This is a genomic window from Mycobacterium sp. (genome assembly GCF_036490025.1).
Classification (GTDB): Bacteria; Actinomycetota; Actinomycetes; order Mycobacteriales; family Mycobacteriaceae; genus Mycobacterium.
In genome coordinates this window covers 1-13,393 of record NZ_DASXEP010000113.1, presented here as the reverse complement: position 1 = coordinate 13,393, position 13,393 = coordinate 1, and the positions used below count along the sequence as shown (strand labels likewise).

Annotated in this window: 11 protein-coding genes and 1 pseudogene; 2 read left to right on the top strand and 10 right to left on the bottom strand. The window is 66.5% G+C overall.

Annotated features, from left to right (window positions below; all coding sequences use genetic code 11):
- Together VGG53_RS12365 and VGG53_RS12360 are read left to right on the top strand one after the other, a co-directional pair.
- The coding region (locus tag VGG53_RS12365) for a serine hydrolase domain-containing protein (protein WP_331518351.1) at positions 1-1,179 on the top strand (1,179 nt) is incomplete at its 5' end.
- Positions 1,180-1,719 carry a GNAT family N-acetyltransferase gene (locus tag VGG53_RS12360; protein ID WP_331518350.1) on the top strand — a complete coding sequence of 180 codons (540 nt, stop codon included), beginning with the start codon at positions 1,180-1,182 and terminating at the stop codon, positions 1,717-1,719.
- On the opposite strand, the gene VGG53_RS12355 is transcribed toward VGG53_RS12360, so the two are convergent.
- The 10 genes and pseudogenes from VGG53_RS12355 to VGG53_RS12310 all read right to left on the bottom strand — a co-directional run.
- Positions 1,716-2,882, bottom strand: a complete 1,167-nt coding sequence (locus VGG53_RS12355; RefSeq protein ID WP_331518349.1) for an acyl-CoA dehydrogenase family protein — start codon at positions 2,880-2,882, stop codon at positions 1,716-1,718. The genes VGG53_RS12360 and VGG53_RS12355 overlap by 4 nt on opposite strands.
- 44 nt (positions 2,883-2,926) lie before the next feature.
- Entirely contained in the window at positions 2,927-3,490 is a 564-nt protein-coding gene (locus VGG53_RS12350) for a TetR/AcrR family transcriptional regulator (protein ID WP_331518348.1), read from the bottom strand.
- 75 nt (positions 3,491-3,565) lie between these two features.
- Positions 3,566-6,253, bottom strand: a complete 2,688-nt coding sequence (locus tag VGG53_RS12345) for a fumarate reductase/succinate dehydrogenase flavoprotein subunit (RefSeq protein ID WP_331518347.1) — start codon at positions 6,251-6,253, stop codon at positions 3,566-3,568.
- Positions 6,253-6,990 (bottom strand): ABC transporter ATP-binding protein, encoded by a 738-nt coding sequence (locus VGG53_RS12340; protein WP_331518346.1) that lies wholly within the window; start codon positions 6,988-6,990, stop codon positions 6,253-6,255. Before VGG53_RS12340 ends, VGG53_RS12345 begins: the two co-directional genes overlap by 1 nt.
- Positions 6,987-7,847 carry an ABC transporter permease gene (locus tag VGG53_RS12335; protein ID WP_331518344.1) on the bottom strand — a complete coding sequence of 287 codons (861 nt, stop codon included), beginning with the start codon at positions 7,845-7,847 and terminating at the stop codon, positions 6,987-6,989. The genes VGG53_RS12340 and VGG53_RS12335 overlap by 4 nt, the downstream gene beginning before the upstream one ends.
- Positions 7,844-9,205, bottom strand: a complete 1,362-nt coding sequence (locus VGG53_RS12330; RefSeq protein ID WP_331518343.1) for an ABC transporter substrate-binding protein — start codon at positions 9,203-9,205, stop codon at positions 7,844-7,846. The genes VGG53_RS12335 and VGG53_RS12330 overlap by 4 nt, the downstream gene beginning before the upstream one ends.
- 13 nt (positions 9,206-9,218) lie before the next feature.
- Positions 9,219-9,446 (bottom strand): ferredoxin family protein, encoded by a 228-nt coding sequence (locus VGG53_RS12325; protein WP_331518342.1) that lies wholly within the window; start codon positions 9,444-9,446, stop codon positions 9,219-9,221.
- Positions 9,446-10,186 carry a GntR family transcriptional regulator gene (locus tag VGG53_RS12320; RefSeq protein ID WP_331518341.1) on the bottom strand — a complete coding sequence of 247 codons (741 nt, stop codon included), beginning with the start codon at positions 10,184-10,186 and terminating at the stop codon, positions 9,446-9,448. Before VGG53_RS12320 ends, VGG53_RS12325 begins: the two co-directional genes overlap by 1 nt.
- Before the next feature lie 180 nt (positions 10,187-10,366).
- Positions 10,367-13,111, bottom strand: a pseudogene (locus tag VGG53_RS12315) (aminotransferase class I/II-fold pyridoxal phosphate-dependent enzyme); the annotation flags it as partial.
- Between the two features lie 62 nt (positions 13,112-13,173).
- The coding region (locus VGG53_RS12310; RefSeq protein ID WP_331518340.1) for a hypothetical protein at positions 13,174-13,393 on the bottom strand (220 nt) is incomplete at its 5' end.

Below are 13,393 nucleotides of genomic sequence, written 5' to 3'. Positions count from 1 at the left end.
ATTCGCGAAGCCTGCGACGCCGGCCTGCTCGCCGGCGCGGTGACCATGGTGTGGCAGCACGGAAACGTGCTGCAGGTCAACGAGATCGGCTACCGCGATGTCGACGCTGAACTGCCCATGCAGCGCGACACCCTGTTTCGCATCGCGTCGATGACCAAACCCGTGACCGTCGCTGCGTTGATGAGCCTGGTCGACGAGGGCAAGGTGGCGCTGCGCGACCCGATCGTGCGCTGGCTGCCGGAATTCGCCGACGTGCGGGTGCTGGACGACCCGAGCGGACCGCTGGACCGCACCCAGCCGGCCGGGCGAGCGATCCTGGTCGAGGACCTGCTCACCCACACCAGCGGCCTGGGCTACGGATTCTCCGTCGGCGGGGCCATCTCCCGCGCCTACGTCCGCCTGCCGTTCGGGCGCGGCCCCGACCCGTGGCTGGCCGCGCTCGCCGAGTTGCCGCTGGTGCACCAGCCGGGCGAACGGCTGACCTACGGTCATTCCACCGATGTGGTCGGCGTGCTGGCTTCCCGTATCGAAGGAAAGTCGTTCCATCAGGTGCTCGACGAGCGAATCCTGCAGCCGCTGAACATGATTGACACCGGTTTCCACGTAACCTTGGAGGGTCGCCGTCGTGCTGCGACCATGTACCGGCTGGACGACAACAATCAGCTGCAGCACGACGTGATGGGCCAGCCCCACATCGCGCCGCCGGCGTTCTGCAACGCCGGCGGCGGATTGTGGTCAACCGCGGACGATTACCTGCGATTCATCGAAATGCTGGTGGGTAATGGGACTCTCGACGGCGTGCGCGTGCTTTCGCCGGAATCGGTGCGACTGATGCGCACCGATCGCCTCACCGATGAGCAGAAGCGACATCACTTCCTTGGATCGCCGTTCTGGATCGGCCGCGGTTTCGGGCTCAACCTTTCGGTGGTCACCGATCCGGCGAAATCGGCACCGCTGTTCGGGCCGGGCGGAGTCGGAACATTCAGTTGGCCCGGCGCATATGGGACCTGGTGGCAGGCCGATCCGGCTGCCGACCTGATCATGCTGTACATGATTCAAAACATGCCCGCATTGTCAGCCGATGCGGCAGCCGCAGTCGCGGGCAACACCTCACGCGCGAAACTGCAAGCGGTGCAACCGAAATTCGTGCATCGCACTTACCGCGCGCTTGGCCTCTAGATGGCTGACTATACGCCCGAACGCATCGCCGGACCACGGCTGCTGTTGCGCTTGCCGGTGATCGAGGACGCCGGCGCGCTGTTTCAACGGGTCGCCCGCGACCCCCAGGTCACCAAGTATCTGCTGTGGACACCGCATCCCGACGTCGCGGCGACCAGGCGAGTGATCACCGAAAGGATCAACGTCGGCGAGCATGACCGAACCTGGGCCATCGTGCTGGCGCACAGCGACGAGATCATCGGAATGATGAGCTGCTGGCGCCCGGTGCGGCACTCCGCCGAAATCGGCTACTGCATCGGACGACGCTGGTGGGGCAAAGGATTGATGTCCGAAGCGCTTGACATGTTGCTGGCCACCCTCGACGCCGACCCCGACGTGTACCGCGTCTGGGCCACCTGCAACGTCGACAATGAGCGTTCGGTGCGACTGTTGGAGCGAGCCGGGTTCCTGTTGGAGGGTCGGCTGACTCGGCACGCGGTCTACCCCAACCTCGGGCCCGAACCGCGCGACAGCCTGCTGTATGCGAAGGCGCTGCGTTAAACCATCGCGAACGGTGACACCTTCGTACCGATCTCCAACGCGCCGGCGAGCTCGCGGCTGCCGTCGTAGTCGAACACCACGTGGCCGGAGATCACGTCGACATCCCGCTTGGCACGCTGCAACGGGTGGCCCAGAAACTGCGAGCTGGCACCGGATGCCTCGAGCAGATCGGCGATCACCGCCCGGGATTCGTGCACGACGTGCGCGGCGGCGACGCGGACGCCGGATCGCACTTTGCGGCCAATGTGCTGACCGCTGCCGACTCTGGCCTGAATATCCTCGGCGGCCGCCTGCGTCAGACTGCGCATGGCCCGCAATCGCACCCGGGCGTCGCCGAGGCGCATGTGCGCGGTGGGCTGATCCTTCTGTGCCGCACCGGAATACGCAAGCAACCGTTCGCTGAGTCGGCGGGCGAACAGATCTGCGACCAGTTCTGCCGAGCCCAGCGCGGGCATCGCGGCCGTCAGCGCCAGCGCGGGCACCATCGGCCACCGGTACAACGCGGCGTCGTGCAATGCCGCGCCGGGAGCGGTGCCGGCGTAGATGTCAGTCACCGCCACCAGGCGATGCTCGGGCACCCACGCGTCGTCGACGACGACGTCGTTGGATCCGGTGGCGCACATTCCAGCGGTGTGCCAGACGTCTTCAACGTGAATATCCTTGGCCGGCAACAACACCAGCACCGGGTACGGCGCGTCGTCCGGTCCGCAGATGGCGCCGACCATCACCCACTCGGCGTCCATCACTCCGGTCGCCCATGACCATCGCCCGGTCAACCGCACGCCGCCGTCCACTGGGGCGGCGCGCCCGGTCGGTGCAAGCGGAGCGGGGCACAGCACCGGCCCGTCGGTGAACACCTCGTCCTGGGCCTGCTCACCGAACAGCGCCAGCATCCAGTTGTGCAGGGTGTAGAAGCCGAGCGTCCACGCGCTCGATGTGCATCCGTGCGCCATCCGGCGCACCACCTCGAGAATCTCGGGAAATTCTGCCTGCGCGCCGCCGTACCGCTTCGGCAGCAGCAGCCGGGCCAGCCCGGAGTTCCGATAATCATCAATGGTGGCCTGCGGCAGCCGACGTGACTTCTCTGCCTCCCCCGCGCGATCGGCCAGGCGTGCCACGAAATCGGCGCTGACCTCGGGATGCGACGTCTGCAATGCCGTCATTCTCGGGACCTTACCATACCTTTTGGTATGGTAAAGCTCGAAAATTAGTGCCGCAGCATGACTTCCAGAAATTGCTCCCGGCGTCCCGCGGCCGACGGGCTTGGTCGCGAGCCGGACAGATGCAAGAAGCCGATGCCGGCAGCGAACGTCGCGGTCGCGCGCATCTCAGCCTGCTCGCGGTCAAACCCGGCGTCGAGGAAGGCCCGCCGGACCGCGGCGATCACCTTCTGGTCGGATGCCCGCACCGCGGCGGCCACCGTCGTCTCCGATCGTGCCCACTCCCGCATGGCGCGCTCCAGCATCCATTGCCGTGGACCGACCAGCGCGGTCATCATCCGGGACAGCCGCTCGCGGGGCGGCTGATTCACCAGGGCGTCGAAGGACCGGTCTTCGTCCCGGACGACAGCCCAGGTGTCGATCAGCGCCGTGCGATATGCCGTCATGTCATGGAAATGCCAGTAGAAGCTGCCCTTGGTGACGCCAAGACGACTGCACAGATGGCCCAGGGTCAGGGCCTTCACCCCGTCCTCGGCCAGTACCCGGAAACCCTCTTGCACCCAGTCATTCACCGACAGCCGCGAACCGGTCGCGCCAGGCGAAGCCACCATGGGCGGTAAGCCTAGCCCGGCGACGATGCAGAGCGAAGCGATGAGGAGGAGCCGGGCCATCAGATCTAGCGGCGACTACCCGGATTCAGCACCCAACGCACGGCGGGCATACGCCCGCACGTCGGCGTCGTCGTCTTTGAGTGCCACGCTCAGCGCATCGCGTGCCGCAAGGTCGGAGTCCGCCCAACGGGTGAGGCTGAGCACCGCGGCTTTGCGCACGTCGAGGTGCTCGTCGACGAGTGTCTGCGACAGCATCGGAACCGCCTGCGCGGCCGCCGCACCCGACAATGCGCGCGCCGCGCCTTCCCGCACCTGCCACGCCGGGGTCCGCAGCGCCTGCTCGACGACACCCAAATTTTCTTCGCTGCAACCTAATTGGCCTAAGGCCGCGAGCGCGGCTGCGCGTACCAACGGATCGGTGTCGACAACAAGGTCGCGGACCGCGTCGTGGCCGGCCCGCAGCGTCGCCAGGCCGTTGGCTGCGACGATCCGGACCTCGCGGTTGGCGTCGCCGGTGGCCACAGCCACCCCCGCGGCGTCGTCGATCGACACCAGCGCACGCACTGCCTCGATCCGCACCCGATGGTCGGCATCGCCGCGCGCATGCCGGAACACGTCGGCGTCACCGGCGCGACGCGCCGCCAGCAGGTAGACGCTGACCGACCGGACCACGGCATCGGGCGATGCCAGAAATTCTCGAGCGGCCTCGGGATCTGGTAGCACCTCGACGAGTTCACGCACCCCCTCAGCAGCGGCCCGCCGTACGGTCGCGTCGTCATCGTCGAGCGCCGTCAACAGTTCGGTGGCGTAGCCATCCGGGGTGTGCTCGGTCAAGGTGGCCACCGCCGTGCGGCGCACGCCGGCGTCGGCATCGCCGAGGAAATCGGCCAGCGCGGCCACCGTGGGTTCCTCGAGTGCCAGCACCGCGACGATACGCGGCGACGGCGGTTCGGCTGACACTGCGACGCCGACCCGGGATCGGGTGTCGGCCGGTGCCCGGCCACCCAGCAACGGCGGTTCGGCGACCGGCCACACTTTTTGGTCGGCGGGCGGCAACATGTCCAATCCGGGCACCGGCACGAAGTACGGCGCAACAGGCCGCTTGAGGAATTCCATCGACCGGTCGGGCGCCTTACGCAGGTTCAGGTGGTAGCCCCACTGCTGGTCGTCGCGGGCCGGCAGGTCGGCGCGTTCGTGGTAGAGACCCCAGCGCGACTCGGTGCGGGTCAGCGATGAGCGAGCGGCGAATTCGGCGCAGTCCCGGATGAAGGACACCTCGATGCTGCGCATCAGCTCGTGCGGCGTCCGAGCGCCCATCTCGGCGATCTCGTCGCGCATCCGATCGAAGGTGCGCACCGCGATGGACAGCTTGGCCGCCGTCTTGGGCGGTGCCACATAGTCGTTGACGAATCGCCGCAGCTTGTACTCGACCTGCGGCTGCGGCGGCCCGTCCGGGTGACGCAGCGGGCGGTAGATGAGCTCATGTGCGGCACGCAGCTGATCCTGTGGAAGCTGTTGTGGCGCTGGAACATCAGGCAACGTAGCGGCCGCGTCCGCGCCGGCCAGGTCACCGAAGACGAACGCGCCGATCATGTAGTTATGCGGTACGCAGGCCAGGTCACCCGCGGCATACAGGCCGGCGACGGTGGTACGGGCATTCTCGTCGACCCAGACGCCGGATGCGGAATGGCCGGAGCACAAACCGATTTCGGAGATGTGCATCTCGACGTCGTGGGTGCGGTAATCGTGGCCGCGGTTGGCGTGAAAGGTGCCGCGGGTGGGCCGCTCGGTGGTGTGCAGGATGTTCTCCAGCGCGGTCAGCGTCTCGTCCGGCAGATGAAACACCTTGAGGTAGATCGGACCGCGTGCGGACTCGACCTCGCTGCGCACTTCGGCCATCATCTGCCCCGACCAGTAGTCCGAGTCGACGAACCGCTCCCCTAACGCGTTGACCTGATAGCCACCGAACGGGTTGGCCACATAGGCACAAGCCGGGCCGTTGTAGTCCTTGATCAGCGGGTTGACTTGGAAGCATTCGATGCCGGAGAGCTCGGCGCCGGCGTGGTAGGCCATCGAATACCCGTCGCCGGCATTGGTCGGGTTCTCGTACGTGCCGTACAGGTATCCCGAGGCGGGCAGGCCCAGTCGCCCGCACGCGCCGGTCGCCAGGATCACCGCCTTGGCCCCGACGGAAACGAATTCGCCTGTGCGGGTGTGCAATGCGGCCGCGCCGACGGCCCGCCCGCCGTCGGTGAGCACTCGCACCGGCATCAGCCGGTTTTCGATCCGGATCTTCTCCCGCATCGACTTTTGCCGCAACACCCGATACAGCGCCTTCTTGACGTCCTTGCCTTCGGGCATCGGCAGCACATAGGAACCGGAGCGGTGCACCCGCCGCACCGCGTATTCACCGTGCTCGTCTTTTTCGAACTTGACGCCGTAGCGCTCCAACCGTTGCACCATCGCAAAGCCGCGCGTCGCAGTCTGGTACACGGTGCGCTGGTTGACGATCCCGTCGTTGGCGCGGGTGATCTCGGCGACGTAGTCCTCGGGTTCGGCCTTGCCCGGGATGACGGCGTTGTTGACGCCGTCCATTCCCATCGCCAGTGCGCCGGAATGCCGGACATGCGCCTTTTCCAGCAACAGCACCTGCGCGCCGCGCTCGGCCGCGGTCAGAGCGGCCATGGTGCCCGCGGTGCCGCCGCCGATGACCAGTACGTCGCAGTCCAGTCGAGTAGGTTGAGTGGGATCGGGAATGTGCATCAGGCTGTCACCAGATCATGTAGTGCGGCAATGATTTCCGTGCGCACGTCGGGATGCACCCGATCGCTGCGGGGTTGCGGCACGTCGACGAGCGCGCGCAGCGGTTGTCCGGCCCGGCCCAGGACCGCCACCCGATCCCCCAGCGTCAGCGCCTCGTCGACGTCGTGGGTGACGAACACGATCGTGGTCGGATGTGCCCGCCAGGAGTCGATCAGCAGCCGCTGCATGGCCGCACGGGTTTGGGTGTCCAGCGCTCCGAACGGCTCGTCCATCATCACCGCGCGGGGCGCCCCGGCCAGCCCGCGGGCCAGCTGAACACGCTGGCGCATGCCGCCGGACAGGTTCTTGGGCAGGTAATCGCCGAAACCGGTCAGCCCGAGCTCGCCGATCCACCGGTCGGCCTGCGCGGCCCGGGCAGCCCGCCGCTCACCGCGCAACCGCAGCGCCAACTCGATGTTGGAACGCACGCTGCGCCACGGCAGCAGCGCATTGTCCTGAAACACCACCCCGCGATCGCCCGACGTGCCGGCGACCTCGGCGCCGTCGGCCAGCACCCGGCCGGCATCGGGTGTCAGCAGCCCGGCCAATGCGCGCAGCACCGTGGTCTTGCCGCAGCCCGAGGGTCCAGTCAGCGCCAGAATCTCCGCCGGCCGAACCGCAATGCTCAGGTCGTCGATGACCGCAACGTCGTTGTAGCACAACCGCACTCGATCCAGCTCAAGGCTCATACCTGTCATCGCGCGTTCTCCTCTCCGCGCGGCAGCCACCGCGTCGCCCGGCGGCCGGCCAGCTCGACCGCCGCCGACGTCGCGAACCCGAGCACGCCGATGGTGATGATGCCGACGAACACCTGCGGATAAGCCAGCACCGTGTAGGCCTGCCAGGTGCGGTATCCCACACCGAGTCGGCCCGAGATCATCTCGGCCGAGATCACGCAGATCCAGGCCACCCCCATGCCGACCGACAGCCCGCCGAAAACGCCCGGCAAGATGCCCGGCAGCACGACCTGAGTCAGCACGTCCCGGCGTCCACCGCCCAGCGTGCGCACCGAGTCTTCCCACAGCGTCGGCAGTGCCCGCACCGCGTGCCGGGTGCTGACCATGATCGGGAAGAACGCCGCAAGAAAGGTGATGAAGACGATCCCGGTCTCGTCGGTGGGAAACAGCAAGATCGCCACCGGCACAATCGCTATCGCGGGGATGGGCCGGGCGAGCTCGGTCAGCGGGCCCAGCAGGTTTCCGGCTAGCCGTGACCGGCCGAGCAGGATACCGCTCGCCACGCCGATGACCGCCGCCAGCCCGAACCCGGTGAGGATGCGAATCAGGGACTGCCCCAGATCGAGCCAGTACTCTCCGGTACCGATTGCGCGGGTCAGCGCGCCGACGATTTCGGTGACGGTCGGCAATGTGTCGAACCGCAGCCAGAACCGCACGTGGCCCGCGGTGAGCAGCTGCCACGCGCCGACCGCGGCCGCAATCGAGGCGAGTTGCAGCGCCCGTGATCGCCACACCGATGCGATCCGGAGCGGTTTGACGACGCCGGGTTCCGGCACGGCAACTGCCGCACCCCCGATACTCACGTCGACCGCGGTCATGCCGCACCTGCCAGTGCTTGTTGGTAGTCGATGGGCGCGCTGCCGGGATGCGCGGCGATGTAACGTCGCGCGCCGGCAAAGGTGTCGAACGGCAGGTAGTTCGCACCGTCATGCACCCACACCGACTTGTCGGCGAACCACCGGGTACCAAGCTCGGTGTCGGGAACGTACGCTGCCCGGACACGGGCCCCACGGACAGTCGCTTCGCGGATGGCCTTGAGCAGGCCGGCCGGGGTGGCGATCGGCTCGGTGGTGTCCGATCCCTCCAGCCAGAGTTCGCTGCCGCGCGCCGCCGGTTCGGCACGCAACACCGCGTCGTAGTCGAGCTTGCGGGCCGAAAACGCCGCCCGCAACGGGCCATCCCGGACGAAATCCGGCACATCGAGGTCGGCGAAGTCGCCGATCGACTTCAGGTACGGCACATCGTTTTTCAACGCATCAACCAGCGACGGCTTCAGCGTGGTGTCGAACGACATCCCGCCCGGACCGTTGTAGAGGTAGACGACTTCTTGGGGCAGCGAGCTGGCCTGAGCCACGATTCGCGCCGCCTCCAGCGGCGTGGAGTTGATGAAATCCGTAGCGTCGAGCTGCGCTTGTAGAAAGGCGTCGAGCACCTCCGGGTGGGCGGCCGCATACGCGCGCCGGACCACCACGCCGTGCAGCGTCGGGTAGTTCAGTTCTGCACCGTCGTAGAGCAGCTTGGCCTTGCCCTGGTGGACCAACAAGCCCGGCCAGGCGACGAATTGTGAAAGTGCCTGCGCTTGTCCGGATTCCAAGGCAGACGCTCCGACCTGCGGCTGCTGGTTGAGCACCTCCACCCCGGTGCGGGGATTGATTCCGGCGTTGGTCAACGCCCGCACCAGCGTGCCGTGGCCGGCCGAGCCCACGCTGGCCGAGATCTTCTTGCCGGCGAGATCCGGCAACATGGTCGATGTCGAACTCGGTTCGACCACAACCATGTTCAGCGCACCCTTGGCGTTGTAGCCGGTGACCGAGACGATCTCGGTGGCGGCGCGCGGATTGGCCTGGGTCTTGGATCCGTTGATCAGCATCGGGTAGTCGCCCATCGACCCGATGTCGATTTTTTCGGCGACCATCTGCGCGGTGATCGGCGCGCCGGTGTCGTAGTCCTCCCACACCACGTGGTACTTCGTGCCGGTGCGCTTGGTGACATCCGCCAGCCGGTGCTCGAGATACCCCTGCGCCCGCAGCAGCGTGCCCGCGGTCACGGTGTTGATCGTTTTGGACTGGTAGCCCACCACGACGTTGACCGCGTTCGCGGAGTCCAGCGCGCAGCCGGCGGCCACCACGGTCAATGCCACAGCGGCCGACGCCAGCCTGACGACGGATCTCTTCATGCGATGTCCCGCTTCAACGGATGAGGTAAGGCATGTTGACGGTGACTGCGCCGGTCGGGCAGCGCGCCGCGCATGGGCCGCAGTACCAGCATTCGTCGACGTGCATGAAGGCCTTGCCGGTGTCGGGGTTGATCGCCAGCGAATCCAGCGGGCAGATGTCGACGCACAGCGTGCACCCGTCGATACACAGCGATTCGTCGATGGTGACCGGCACGTCGGCGCGGTTGTTGACCAGTGTCATCATGTGCTCCTTATCAGGCTGCCGCGCATAGTGATTCGATCTCCACGCATCCGGATGTACTCCAGGTCGACGGGTTTGCCGTCGTCCAGGCTGGTGAGCCGTTCCAGCATCAGCAGCGGAGCGCCGTCGGGCACCTGCAGCGTCGCGGCGGAGTGGGCGTCGGCGGGAATCGCCTCCAGCGCCAGCGAGGCCGCGCCGAGCGGGCGGCCGCTGAGCTGTTCGATGAGCGCGAAGATGTCGTTGGTTTCCAGGGCGTGCGTCAACACCTGCGCGCCGATGTCAGGCACCAGATAGGTCAGGTCCAGGCTCAGCGGCAACCCGCCGAGATGCCGTAGCCGCTCGATGAACACGACCTGCTGGCCGGACTCGAGTCTGAGCCGCTGCGCCACCGTCGGCGGCGCAGCCACAGCCATCGCGGCGCGCACCTCGTTGCGGACCTCGCCGTGGCTTTTGAACGTCTCCTTCAAGCCCAGCAGTGTGTCGAGGCCGTGGTCGTACTTACGCTGCGCGACGTGGGTGCCGACCTTGGGACCGCGCTCGATCAGCCCTTCGATCTTCAGCGCCGTCAGCGCAGCGCGAATGGTGTTGCGCGACACCGAAAATTCGGCGGCCAATTCCGTCTCACCGGGCAAGCCGTCATCGAAGGCGCCGGAGTGGATCTGGTGGCGCAGCACGTCGGCGACCTGTCGCGCGCGATCGGCGCGGGGTTGACGAATCGGCAATGGCACGGCTGCACCCACGCCGTCAAGCTATCGGCGTTGGCCGCGGGAGCCCCGCCTGCCGAGTATTGGGTGAGACAGCGGGCGAGCGCATTGCGCCGCCCCGGATTCCGCTGTCACCAGCCGATACCGCACCGTCGCCCGCCATTGCGCCACCTGGTGTTCACCGGCAAGAATTCTGATCGCGGTGAGCGAAAATTACCCGATTACGATATCGGAACAACGCGCGGCGTTGATCCGCTTCAGTGCGTCCTCGGTGAACACCGACAACCCCAGATCAGGGTTGTATCCGTGAATCTCCTTGATGTCGAGTTGAGCAAGGAAGTACAGGATCTGCTTGGAGACAACCTGACCGGGCACCAGCACCGGAAAGCCCGGCGGATAGGGCACTACGAACCCGGTGGACACCAACGACTTTCCGTCGGCGAGCCGCCGGCCGGCCTCCCCGATCATGACGTGTTCGCGGTCGGTGTCCTCGTACCCGGCGTAGAACGCCGAACGCATATCGCCGAATGAGCTGGCATCGTCTGGGCGGAACGCTCCGTCGAATTCACTGAAGTCCGGCAGCGCCGGCAGATCCTCGGTGATCTCCTCGACGCGGCGCTGGTGCAGGGCACGGTCGTCCCTGCTCGCCGAGCTCTCGGTGCGGTCGAAATCGGTGGCCACCCTACGCAGCACGTCGAGCAGATAATGGACGCTTGACCAAGTCACCCCGATCGTGAAGATCAACAGCACGCTGTTGATCGAGGTTTTGTTGATCTGGATGCCAAACCGGTCCATCAGGATCTTCTCGCGGAAGTCATAGCCGTTCATGCCGGTCTGACCCAGGTACAGGGTGACCCGCGTCGGGTCGAGCACGAACTGGTCCGACCGCCACGCCTCGTTCCACTCCTCCAGCGCGCCCTGCCGCACCTGGCGGTAGGAGCTGACCGCCGAAAGCCGGAATTCGTCTGGCACCAAATCGGATTCGTCGAGGATGCGGAACCACTTGCTGATCAACCGGTCTTTGCGGACACGGTGACGGAAGACCAGCGCCATGTCGTAGACGTAGCGCACCATCTGGAAGCCCTCGATGTCGACCTGTCGACGGGCCAGATCCAGTGAAGCGAGCAGTTGCTGGTTGGGCGAGGTCGAGGTGTGGGTCAAGAATGCTTCCCCGAATGCGTCGCGGGACAGTGCCTTGAAATCCTGGTCGCGGACATGGATCATCGACGCCTGCCGCAGCGCCGACAGCGACTTGTGCGTCGAGTGCGTGGCGTAGACGCGGACCCGGGCCTGGCTGGGATCGGGTAGCAGCCGGTGCTCGCCCCACTGGGCGCGATCGACACCGTGCATCGACTCCCGCCACTGCTGGTACTCCCGGGCGTAGGCCGGCGACGACAACATCGACTCGAGTTGCTCGGCGGCGATCATCGCGGTGCGCTGCCGCGCCCAGGGCACCGCGGTGGCGAACGCGTACCAGGCCTCGTCCCACAGGAAGCAGATGTCCGGTTTGATCGCCAGCACTTCCTCCATCACCCGTCGCGGGTTGTAGACCACGCCGTCGAACGTGCAGTTGGTCAGCAGCAGCATCCGCACTTTGCTCAGCTGCCCCGCCGCCTCCAAATCGAGCAGTGCTTTTTTGATGGTCGGCAATGACACCGCGCCGTAAATTGCGAAGGGCTGTAGTTCGTAGGCGTCCAGGTACAGCGGGTACGCCCCGGCCAGCACCAGGCCGTAGTGGTGCGACTTGTGGCAGTTGCGGTCGATCAGCACGATGTCGCCCGGGCGGGTCAGCGATTGGACGACGATCTTGTTCGCGGTCGAGGTTCCGTTGGTGACGAAGTAGGTCTGGTCGGAATTCCAGGTGTGCGCGGCTTTGTCCATCGCCTTTTTGATGTTGCCGTGCGGGTCCAGTAGCGAATCCAGCCCACCCGAGGTGGTCGAGGTCTCGGCCATGAAGATGTTGCGGCCGTAGAACTCACCCATGTCCTGCAGCGTCTTCGAGTTGAAGATGCTGGCGCCGCGCGCGATGGGCAAGGCGTGGAATTGTCCGGCCGGCCGTGCGGCGTAGGCCCGCAGTGCGTCGAAAAATGGTGTGGCGTAACGGTTCCTGATACCGGCGAGCACAGTGCTGTGCAGGTCGGTGACATCGTTGAGCCGATAAAAGGTCCGGTCGTAGACGTCGGACTCGTCCTCGGCCTCGGCGGCGATTGATTCGTCGGTGAGCAGGTAGAGGTCGATGTGTGGTCGCAGCTCGCGGATCCACTCGCCGCACTCGACCCAGTCGTGGGTGCGGTCGGTGGCCACCACCTCGTCGTTGCGGCCGAGCAGCGTGGTCATCAGCGGCACCCGATCGCGGGAGCGCAGCGGAATGTCGTGCCGGATGATGGCCGCCTGGATCTCGCCGTTCAACGCGACCGCGGTGATGGCGTCCTCGACGCTGGAGACCACCAGCAGCTCGAATTGCACGTCGTCGCTGACATCGCGAATTTTGCGGAGACTTTCCGCGAGGCCTTCGGGCGCGGTCACCGGGGCATCGTCAGCGAGTAGCACGGTGTAGAACTGCTGCTCTTTGGCCCGCGACACCAACTCCTGATCGGCCAGCGAGGAGGACGTGTCGAACAAGGCCGCGCGGTCGCCGTATTCGGAAAGCAGTCGCACGGCCAGCGATACCTGTTCGGCGAGGCTGACCGAGGCGAGCTGGTCCAGATAACCGCAGTAGGTCGCCAGGTTCTCCGGGCCCGGGTAGATCCAGTAGCGCTCGTAGGCGCTGAGCCGGTTGAGCAGGCGCCGCACCCGGGCGGCCTCGTGGGCGGTGTCCATCCCGGCGCGGTCGACGACGGCCAGTTGGTGGCACGCGTCGTCGAGCAGATTCCAGGTGTCGATGCGCGAGTACGACGGGTTCGCGACCGCCGCCAGCGCGGAAACGCGAAGCCGCCTCGGGCGCCTGCCGTCTCGGTCCATATGGCCAGTGTGTCCCTCTGGTCCGCAACGTGCGGGCATTTCGTCGGGTGACCGAAAACGGCTCAGGTCATCGCTGCGGCGGTCGCGATGTGTCCTTCGTAGCCAAGTGATGTCGCCATCTGCCGGTAGCGCTCGGCGAACTCCCGGTAGCCGGCCGCCTCGCCGCGGGCCCGGGCCAGCAGCGCCCGCAGGCCCAGCAGCGCCACCTGGTAGACCATGAATCCCGGCTCGGTCGGCACCGCGGCGAGCCGGTCGATGGCGGCCTGCGCTTCCTGCAGGTCA

Coding starts and splice junctions, on each gene's coding strand:
- VGG53_RS12350 (WP_331518348.1), bottom strand. CDS start 3,490: ATGGTGGCTTCGCCTGGCGCGACCGGTTCGCGGCTGTCGGTGAATGAC.
- VGG53_RS12340 (WP_331518346.1), bottom strand. CDS start 6,990: ATGACAGGTATGAGCCTTGAGCTGGATCGAGTGCGGTTGTGCTACAAC.
- VGG53_RS12330 (WP_331518343.1), bottom strand. CDS start 9,205: ATGAAGAGATCCGTCGTCAGGCTGGCGTCGGCCGCTGTGGCATTGACC.
- VGG53_RS12360 (WP_331518350.1), top strand. CDS start 1,180: ATGGCTGACTATACGCCCGAACGCATCGCCGGACCACGGCTGCTGTTG.
- VGG53_RS12325 (WP_331518342.1), bottom strand. CDS start 9,446: ATGACACTGGTCAACAACCGCGCCGACGTGCCGGTCACCATCGACGAA.
- VGG53_RS12355 (WP_331518349.1), bottom strand. CDS start 2,882: ATGACGGCATTGCAGACGTCGCATCCCGAGGTCAGCGCCGATTTCGTG.
- VGG53_RS12345 (WP_331518347.1), bottom strand. CDS start 6,253: ATGCACATTCCCGATCCCACTCAACCTACTCGACTGGACTGCGACGTA.
- VGG53_RS12335 (WP_331518344.1), bottom strand. CDS start 7,847: ATGACCGCGGTCGACGTGAGTATCGGGGGTGCGGCAGTTGCCGTGCCG.